Below are 586 nucleotides of genomic sequence, written 5' to 3'. Positions count from 1 at the left end.
GATTGGGACGAAGTCGTAACAAGGTACCCGTACCGGAAGGTGCGGGTGGATCACCTCCTTTCTAAGGAGCTTTTATTTTTCGGGTGCAGTTGCACCCTTGGTTGGTTGAGTATGCGAGTGTCATGCTGCCGGCCTTTTATTATTGAAAATTGTCCGGGTGAAACACACGCTCAAGAGACAAAATCCGAGTGTTTGAATGGCGCTTTGTGACACACGTTGTCCATGCACAGTTGAACAAGAAATAATGTTGTTTGTATGTTGGTGCATTGTTGGGTGTCTGGGGCATTATCCCCCTTTTTGTGCCTGACCATAAGGCTTGTTGACACTGTTGGTGTTGGCAGGGTGTGGTTGGGGTGTTGTGTGAGAACTGTATAGTGGACGCGAGCATTAAACACGCATTAAATGGATTGCTTATTTGTGGTTTGTTTGTGTGTGTTTGTGTGATTTCTTTTTTCTTTAATCAATTTTTTGTCAAGTTCACTTGTGTGGCCACCCGCATGTTTGTGTGTGGTGGTTTGTGTGTTCGTTATTAAGGGCGCATGGTGGATGCCTTGGCATGCTGAGCCGATGAAGGACGTGAAAGGCT

General features: G+C 46.1%; 1 protein-coding gene and 1 rRNA gene. One reads left to right on the top strand and one right to left on the bottom strand.

All coding sequences use genetic code 11. From position 1 onward, the window contains the following. Window positions 1–61 (top strand): 16S ribosomal RNA (locus QP324_RS11855); the annotation flags it as partial. A 337-nt stretch (window positions 62–398) separates the two neighbouring features. On the opposite strand, the gene QP324_RS11850 is transcribed toward QP324_RS11855, so the two are convergent. Next, window positions 399–586 (bottom strand): hypothetical protein (locus QP324_RS11850; protein WP_284816180.1); only part of this gene is annotated, 188 nt, incomplete at its 5' end.

The sequence above is a fragment of the Corynebacterium sp. UMB0012 genome (assembly GCF_030216265.1).
In the GTDB taxonomy this organism is placed as follows: Bacteria; Actinomycetota; Actinomycetes; order Mycobacteriales; family Mycobacteriaceae; genus Corynebacterium.
This window is presented reverse-complemented; position numbering and strand designations above follow the sequence as displayed.